At 54.8% G+C, this 8844-nt stretch carries 5 protein-coding genes; 4 read left to right on the top strand and 1 reads right to left on the bottom strand.

Going from position 1 to position 8844, the window contains the following annotated elements; translation table 11 throughout:
* Positions 1-163: 163 nt before the first annotated feature.
* From J2T58_RS06770 to J2T58_RS06755, 4 genes are all read left to right on the top strand, one after another.
* The gene (locus tag J2T58_RS06770) at positions 164-349 is read left to right on the top strand and encodes a hypothetical protein (protein ID WP_253488356.1); all 186 of its coding nucleotides are present in this window, start codon (positions 164-166) and stop codon (positions 347-349) included.
* A 214-nt stretch (positions 350-563) separates the two neighbouring features.
* Positions 564-968, top strand: a complete 405-nt coding sequence (locus J2T58_RS06765) for an AbrB/MazE/SpoVT family DNA-binding domain-containing protein (protein ID WP_253488355.1) — start codon at positions 564-566, stop codon at positions 966-968.
* 271 nt (positions 969-1239) lie between these two features.
* Entirely contained in the window at positions 1240-4185 is a 2946-nt protein-coding gene (locus tag J2T58_RS06760) for a response regulator (protein WP_253488354.1), read from the top strand.
* Positions 4182-8351, top strand: coding sequence for a PAS domain S-box protein (locus J2T58_RS06755; protein WP_253488353.1), 4170 nt, complete (start codon positions 4182-4184; stop codon positions 8349-8351). The genes J2T58_RS06760 and J2T58_RS06755 overlap by 4 nt, the downstream gene beginning before the upstream one ends.
* Before the next feature lie 19 nt (positions 8352-8370).
* Here J2T58_RS06755 and J2T58_RS06750 read toward each other — a convergent pair whose 3' ends face one another.
* Complete coding sequence (locus J2T58_RS06750; protein WP_253488352.1) at positions 8371-8814, bottom strand: hypothetical protein; 444 nt, start codon at positions 8812-8814, stop codon at positions 8371-8373.
* Between the last annotated feature and the right edge of the window lie 30 nt (positions 8815-8844).

The raw sequence follows: 8844 nt of genomic DNA, 5'->3' as shown, positions 1-8844 counted from the left end.
CTGGAAATGATGGGGAAGAGATCGCTGGGGATGGCTGATTGTTGATTCGGAGTGATGAAATTCAACGGATCATGGGAGCTGCCTCGCAAAGTGAGATGAAGAGTCTCCCTGGGCGGCTTTTTCCGACCAATCTGTATTATGGACCGCGGAAAAGTTGAGGGATTTGGCTGATTCCTGGCCCGCTCTTGCGGCGGAAAAGCTCTCTCTCGGTGACGCTACGATAAAGGATGTGACCGAGTATTATGCGCAATCGGGCTATGCTGTGGAGATCCTCACCGGTGATCAAGGGCTCAAGGCCTATGAACCAGTCACACCTGTTGCCATACCCAGAAGAAGGCGAGGGCGATGATGCAATGGATACTGTTCGATAGGACCTGCCCGGCTTCTTCAGGGAGAACACGAATCCGGACGATATGGATAGATCGGGTGAGCTGCTGAAATAGAACGATTGGAAAGAGGCAAAGTCCAAGAAGGTGGTGTTTATCCAGGGGATATCACTCTTCTGTATCAGAGCCAAAGCCTTATGATCGTTATGCATCATACACCATACCTAACGAGATTCCATGACGGCAATCATCTACCAGACAGATAAACGATCCGGGATCACCTATGCCTACGAATCCATATCCTACTGGGATAAGGAGAAGAAGCAGTCACGTGCCAGGCGTACCCTCATCGGGCGGGTTGATAAAGAGACCGGCGAGATCGTCCCGACTGACGGGAGGAACAGAAGAGCAAAGAAGGGTGCTCCACCAGGGGCGAAGGGAGCAGATGCAACGGCAGAACATCCCCTGTACGAAGCCACCTGTCTGCCGGTGGCCACCGGGGAGAATCTGGGAATCACCATCCCCTCTGAAGTCCACAGATCAATGGAGATCAAACCCGGCGATATCTTCCGTCTCGTTGTCACCGGGGAGAACGGCACGCTTGTTCTGCGATATGAACGAATCCACGCCGTACAATCCTGATAGAGGAGAGAGAGTCCTTTCTCCGAGCCGTGGCAGAACCTCCAATGGAGCCGATGGGGTCTTTTCTTTCAATACCGGCGTTATTATGGCTCTTCCACCTTTTATTCCTTCGGGAGTGGCCATCGCGGATATCAGGTCCGGAAGAGCCGGTATCCGGAGCGGAAGGCACCCCTTCCTCATTCCGGATGACATCATCGGGAGGACCTCTTCTGGCATGTGGGGATGCTGCAGAAGTAGATGTATATATCGTCCCGTACGACAGAAGTAGAGTATGCCCGCCCCGGCAGATGACGAGCCGAAGATCTCTCTCCTCTATGTTGATGATGAACCCGCCCTCCTTGAGATAGCCAGGCTCTTTCTTGAACGGACAGGAGCCTATGTGGTCTCCACCTGTACAAATCCCCATGATGCACTCCGGATCATCCCGGAGAGGTCCTTTGATGCAATACTCTCTGACTACCAGATGCCCGGAATGGATGGGATCACCTTTCTCAGACACCTCCGATCCGCCGGCAATACCACCCCGTTCATCATCTTCACCGGAAGAGGGCGTGAGGAGGTGGTCATCGAGGCCTTAAACGAAGGTGCCGACTTCTACCTCCAGAAAGGCGGGGATCCGAAGTCACAGTTTGCCGAACTCTCAAATAAGATCCGGTATGCGGTAACCAGGAGACGGGCCGAAGAGGCAATCTCTGAGAGTGAGAAGGAATACTCCCTCCTCTTCAACCAGATGAACGCCGGTTTTGCAGTGCATGAGATCATCCTTGATGAACACGGCACCCCGGCCGACTATCGGTTCATCAACGTCAACCCCGCCTACGAGGAGATGACAGGCCTCTCAAAGGAGAGGATTATTGGCAGAACGGTCCGTACGATCCTGCCCGGAACAGAAGACTTCTGGATCGAGGCGTTTGGTGATGTTGCACTCACCGGGATCTCCCGTCATTTTCAGGATTACTCATCCGAGCTTGGCAGATGGTATGATGTACTCGCATACAGCCCGGGGTATGGGAAGTTTGCTGTAAGCCTGCAGGATATCACCGAGCGGAAGAGGGTCGAGGATGCGCTGCGGGCGAGCGAGGCGCAGAAGGGGGCTTTTCTGGACGGCATTGATATCAATATCGCGTACGTAACCCATGATCTTGAGATACTCTGGGCAAATAAAACCGCCGCTGCATCCGTAAAGATGGAGCCAGAGGAGGTGAAGGAGCGCCGTTGTTATGAGGTATGGGGGGATGCATCCGGCCCCTGCCCGAACTGCCCCACGGTGAAGGCATTCCGGTCCATGAAGAGTGAGCAGACGATCATCCACACCCCTGATGGGAAGTACTGGGACGAAAGGGCCGAGCCGGTCTTCGATGCTGAAGGGAGGATGATCGGTGTCATCGAGATTGCCCAGGATATCACCGACCAAAAAGCAGCAGAAGAGGCGCTCTTCCTGAAGAGTGCCGCCATTGATTCCTCAATCCATGGGATTGTCATTGCAGGTCCCGATGGGATCCTCAGGTATGTGAACCACACATTTCTTACCGCATCGGGATATGAATCACCCGATGAGGTCCTCGGGAGGCCGGCATCCGACTTCTATATATCAAAAGAGATAGCCGGGCAGGTTCTTTGGGAGACTCTGAACCGGGGAACATGGTCCGGAGAGATAGAGGGGAGAAGAAGGGACGGATCATCACTGCCACTGAAACTCTCGACCAACCTCGTCCGTGATACCTCCGGGACCCCCGTCGCCATGATGGGATCATTTGTCGATATCACCAGGCAGAGAGAGGCCGACTATGATCTTGCCATCGCAGAAAAACGGCTGATGGAAGCACACCGTCTCGCACATATCGGGATCTGGGACTGGGTGAGGGAGACGGATACCATGACGTGGTCGGAAGAGCTGTATGCGATCGCCGGGAGGGATCCGGCTCTGCCGGCACCAAACTATCGCGACCATCAGCCACTCTATACCCCCGAAAGCTGGGAACGTCTCAGGCCGGCCATTCATTCAACCTTCAGAACCGGTAAACCCTTCAGCCTGGAACTTGAGATGGTCCGCCCCGATGGCACGATACGAATCGTCCACGGACTGGGGCACCAGAGCCATGATATGAACGGCAATCTCATCGGACTTCATGGAACGGTGCAGGACATCACCGAACGGAAGCAGGCAGAGGCGACACTTCTGGAAAATAAGGAGCGACTGAATACAATTTTGGAGAATATACAGGATATCGTCTGGAGTTATGATCTTGACGCGAAAGGAAGATTCCTCTCCAGCTATATCTCACCTGCAGGCTCCAAAGTGCTGGGTATCACAGAAGAGGAGCTCAATCATGACTTTGCTGTATGGTTCTCGTATGTTCTTCCCGAAGACCTACCGAAGGTGCAGGGGACGATGGCGGACGGGATACAACAGAGGTCCGGACGATCGATGGAATACAGAATACAGAGACCGGATGGTTCAATACGATGGATACTCAGCAGTGGCGATCCCATCCGGCATGGGGATGGGAGCATCAGGGTGATCGGTACCGGGCGTGATATCACCGACCGGAAGGCTGCTGAGGACGCAATGCACACCATCAACAAAAAGCTTCAGCTCCTCTCAAGCATCACCCGTCACGATATCCTCAACCAGATCATGGTCATCCGGGCATATATTGATGTGACCCTCCCTGAGGTCGGCGACCCCGAACTGGTCACCTACCTGGAGCGGTCAAAGAAGGCTGTCACTGCCATCCAGAAACAGATCGGGTTTACAAAGGTGTATGAGGAGCTTGGTCTTCACACACCCTCCTGGCAGCAGCTCCCGGCCATCATCAAACAGACACAGGATGCCCGCCTCCCGATCCATCATGATTGCGAGGGGTATGCAGTCTATGCGGATCCAATGTTTGAGCGGGTCCTCTACAACCTCTCTGACAACACCATCCGGCATGCCGAGGGGGCAGAACATATCCGGATCCGGTGTGAGGAGCGGGATGGCGATCTCATCATCATCCAGGAGGATGACGGCCCCGGCATCCCGGATGACCAGAAGGAGGAGATCTTCGAAAAGGGCGTTGGCAGGAATACCGGGTTTGGGCTCTTCCTTGCCCGCGAGATCCTCGCCATCACCGGGATCTCTATTATCGAGACCGGGATCTGCGGCAAGGGGGCGAGGTTTGAGATCCGGGTCCCGGCGGGTGCATGGCAGAACAGCAGGGAGGGAAAGATATGAAGGAGCAGCCTGTTCGCATCATCTATGTGGATGATGAACCCCCCCTCCTTGAGATTGGAAAGATCTTCCTTGAACGGACCGGGGAGATCCAGGTGACTGTGGCAGGAAGCCCTGAGGAGGGGATACAGCTTCTTGCAACAGGCTCCTTTGATGCCATCGTCTCCGACTACCAGATGCCGGGTTGTGATGGGATCGCCTTTCTGAAATATATACGATCAAGGAATAGGTCCACCCCCTTCATCATCTTCACCGGGAAAGGGAGAGAAGATGTCGTTATTGAGGCATTAAACGAAGGTGCTGACTTCTACCTCCAGAAAGGCGGGGATCCAAAGTCGCAGTTTGCCGAACTCTCAAATAAGATTCTGTATGCAGTACGGCAACGGAGAGCAGACAGGGAGGTGCGGACTGCTGGCGAGCGATACAAGGCTCTTATAGCCGTCTCAAATACCGGGGCATGGGAATTTTCGTATGATACTGGTTTTCTCTGGTGCTCACCTGAGTACTTCGCCATGCTCGGCCGCGATTCCCGGGACTTTGACCTCTCCGGGAACCCCAATCTGGAGGAGGTCTGGATTGACCTGATCCATCCCGAGGATGGAAAGAGGGCTGCAGACCACTTCAGGAGATTCCTTGCAGGCAACAACTCCGGAATGTACGAAAACGACTTTCGGATGAGACATGCCGATGGGCACTGGGTCTGGATCTGGTCACGCGGGTGGCGGCTCCGGGATGAACAGGGAGAACTGACCAATATCACCATCGGAACCCATATCAATGTCACCGACCGGAAAGCCTCGGAGGAGGAGGCACGGGCAGCATATGAACAGCTTGCCGCATCTGAGGAGGAGTTGCGATCCCGGCTGGATGAGAACAGTGCAATCCAGCGCGATTGTGCCCTCTCCGAGGAGCGGTACCGGGCAATCTTTGAATATACCGAGGCACCGACCGTCATCCTTGAGGAGGATACCACAGTATCGCTGGCAAACAGTGCGTTTCTGGATATCTATGGATATAGCTTTGACGAGGTTGTCGGCAGGAGCTGGACGGAGTTTGTCAGCAGATCGGATCTCGACCGGATGAACGCCTACCACCAGCAGAGGAGGGAGGAGGGGGGAGCACCACCAAAACAGTACGAGTTTACGTTCATCAGCCGTTATGGCCAGGCCCATGCAGTCCACCTGACCGTCGGGATGATCCCCGGCACACGGCAGTCGGTTGCATCATTCCATGATATCACCGATCTGAAGAAGGCAGAAGCAGCACTCCGGGCGAGCGAGGAGCAGTACCGTGACTTCTTTGAGAAAGCCAATCTCCTTATCCAGAGTGTCGATGACACGGGCAGGTTTGTCTTTGTCAACCAGACCTGGAAGGAGAAGTTTGGCTATACCGACGAGGATCTCAGGAGCCTGACCCTCTTTGATATCATTCATCCGGACTCTCTTAACCATTGCCAGGCGACATTTCAGAGGGTTATTGCAGGTGAGGCCGTGGAGAATGTCCAGGCGATCTTTCTCACAAAAAGCAGAAGACCCGTATTCGTTGAAGGAAATGTCAGTTGCAGACACTCTGACGGAGAGATCCATACACGCGGCATATTTCACGATATCACCGGACGCAGACTGGCAGAAGAGAGGCTGAGGAGAAGCGAGGAGAGGCTGAAAACCATCCTCACCAATACCCCCGCAGTGGTCTACAGCTACACCGTCGATAAGGATGGTGTACCTGATATCGTCTTTATCAACGATACGGTGAACGATATCCTCGGCTATGCTCCCGAAGACTTCATCGGGAACATGGAGTTCTGGGCAGCCTGTGTACATCCCGATGATATGCAGGATCTCATGGCGGTGCCTGCCCGGCTCAGGGATAGCCCGCCCGTGGCGGTAACGTACCGGTTCAGGGATGCCGCCGGCAACTGGCACTGGCTACTTGACACCCAGATTGTTTCAAGGAAAAACGATGCAGAGCTGGAGGTGAACGGTGCCTGGATCGATATCACCGAGAGAAAAGAGATGGAGGACGAACTGAAGCTCTACCGGGAGAGGCTCTCCCAGGCACAGATCTTCGCCCGGGCAGGTACATGGGATTATGATATCGGATCGTCCAGGCTCTATTGGTCACCTGAATGCGAGGCCCTCTTCGGGCTGGAAGAGGGTGCGTTTGAAGGCACTTTTGAAGCGTTTCTCGACTGTATCCATCCTGATGACAGAGAATATGTCATCGAGACCAATAAGCCGATAACAGACCTGAAGGAAGGGATACCGCTTGAGTACGAGCACAGGATCCAGACAAAAACCGGGGAGATCCTCTGGGTGAGGGAGTCGGCAGGCGTCATCCGCGATCAGGACGGCCGGCCGGTCCGGATAGCCGGGTTTGTCATGGATATCACCGGCCGCAAGGAAACAGAAAACGCACTGTCTGATAGTGAGAGGCGTTTCAGAACGCTCTTTGAAAATATGAATGCCGGTTTTGTCCTCTTTGAGGTTGTTGAGGATGAGACCGGTGATCCGGTGGATCTTCGTATTCTTGCCGCCAATAATCGCTTTGCTGCCACGACCGGCTTGACGATGGAGAAGGTGGCCGGGAGGCTCCTGACAGAGGTACTTCCGGGGATAGAACGTGACAGGGCGGGCTGGATAGAAAAGTACGGGAGTGTCGGACAGAATGGGATACCACTGCAGTTTGAGGAGGGGTCAGAACTTCTTGGCTCGGATTTTGAGATCTCCGCCTACCAGGCAGGACCGAAACTCTGTGCCGTTACATTCACGGATATCACCCAGAGAAAAGCAGCGGAGGCAGCCCTCCGGGAGAGCGAGGATCGCTACAGCCGGGCAATTGAGAGGACCGGGGCGGGGTTATGGGACTGGGACATGATCAATGACCGGGTATTTTACTCCAAACAGTGGAAGAGGATGCTCGGGTATGAGGATCATGAGATCGAGAATACCTTCACCGGATGGATGAACCTCTGGCACCCCGATGAGACCGCCCGCATCATGAAGGCAGTCAGCGATCATCAGGAGGGAAGAGCGAATACCTACCAGGTTGAACACCGTCTTCGCCACAAAGACGGGAGCTGGCGGTGGATCCTCACCCGCGGCGACGTCCAGAGAGATGCAGACGGCAGACCGGTTCGCTGGACAGGGACCAATATCGACATCACCGAACAGAAGAAACAGGCAGAGGAGCTGGAGAGCTTCTTCAATGTTAATCTTGATCTGCTCTGCATCGCCGACCTTGAGGGGAACTTCATCAAGACCAATCCGGCATGGAGCAGTAGTATCGGATACACAACCGAAGAACTCAATAGACGGAAGTTCCTTGATTTTGTTCATCCTGATGATATGCAGGCCACTCTCGATGCAATCGCCGATCTTGGCCGGGGCGAAGAGGTCCTGAACTTCACCAACCGATATCTTTGTAAAGACGGATCATACCGGTATATCGAGTGGCGGTCGCATCCCAAAGGTACCCTGATCTACGCGGCGGCCCGGGATATCACCGAGAGGATAACCTATGAGGAAGCCCTCCATACCGCAAACAGAAAACTCCAGCTCCTCTCCAGTATCACCCGGCACGATATCCTCAACCAGGTCATGGTATCCCAGGGCTTCCTCGAGTTTGCCGGGGAGATGAGTGTGGATCCCGTTCAGGCACGCTACCTCGACGAAGTGAAGAAGGCCACGACCGCTATACAGCGGCAGATCGAGTTCACCCGGATCTACGAAGAGGTTGGTGTGAAGAAGGCGGCGTGGCACACCATCGATGATCTCATCATGGCAATCCCTGAATCAGATCTGCCTCTTCATGCAGTCTGTGGCAGACACCAGGTGCTGGCTGATCCGATGATAGTCAAGGTCTTGTATAACCTGATGGAGAACACGATCCGGTATGCGGAAGGGGCAACCGCCATCACGATCACCTGCACCCCTCGGGAGGCCTCCCTTCTGATCACCTGGGAAGATGACGGCCCCGGCATCCCGGATGACCAGAAGGAGGAGATCTTCAAAAAGGGCGTCGGCAGAAATACCGGGTTTGGGCTCTTCCTTGCCCGCGAGATCCTCGCCATCACCGGGATCTCTATTATCGAGACCGGGGTGTATGGAGAGGGGGCGAGGTTTGAGATCCGGGTCCCGGCGGGTGCATGGCGGGGTGGACCTGCCTGATACCGGGGGGGGCACCTCTTTATTTTTCCTGCTCTTCCTCCTCCCCCAATACCAGGTGCGAGTTGATCAGAAGCGATCCCGGCACCGGCCCGCCTGAGAAGATGCCAACATCGGTCAGCTCCTTCATGATCCGTGCATACTCTTCCCGGTTCTTCTTCTCCTGCCGCTCATAGTCGCCGGGGATGTCTGCGTTGTAGCAGATCATAGTGCATAATTCAGGCAGCTGGACATGCCTGCCATCCTCATAGATCCTGCCGCGACAGTCCCCACCGATCCGGTGATGGGCATAATATTCCATGAAGAATGCCCCGTCATCCATGCCAAATGCGAACATGAGCCGGCCGCTGCCATAGGGGAGGGAGCCGGGAGTTCCATCCCGGAGGTGTTCGTCTGGGATCTTCAGGTCATGGGGTTCAAAGAGCTCGATGAAGACTCGCTGGATGGCTGCTCGGTCAGAGGGCATGGGGATCATCTCTGTTCACCACAGCGATAT

Source organism: Methanocalculus alkaliphilus, assembly GCF_024170505.1.
In the GTDB taxonomy this organism is placed as follows: domain Archaea; phylum Halobacteriota; class Methanomicrobia; order Methanomicrobiales; family Methanocorpusculaceae; genus Methanocalculus; species Methanocalculus alkaliphilus.
Note: the sequence above shows the minus strand (reverse complement) of the source record. Positions and strands in the feature narration are given on the sequence as shown.

Bases quoted from the DNA above. Each gene is read 5' to 3' on its own strand.
- J2T58_RS06750 (WP_253488352.1), bottom strand. From the start codon at position 8,814: ATGCCCTCTGACCGAGCAGCCATCCAGCGAGTCTTCATCGAGCTCTTT.
- J2T58_RS06755 (WP_253488353.1), top strand. From the start codon at position 4,182: ATGAAGGAGCAGCCTGTTCGCATCATCTATGTGGATGATGAACCCCCC.
- J2T58_RS06760 (WP_253488354.1), top strand. From the start codon at position 1,240: ATGCCCGCCCCGGCAGATGACGAGCCGAAGATCTCTCTCCTCTATGTT.
- J2T58_RS06765 (WP_253488355.1), top strand. From the start codon at position 564: ATGACGGCAATCATCTACCAGACAGATAAACGATCCGGGATCACCTAT.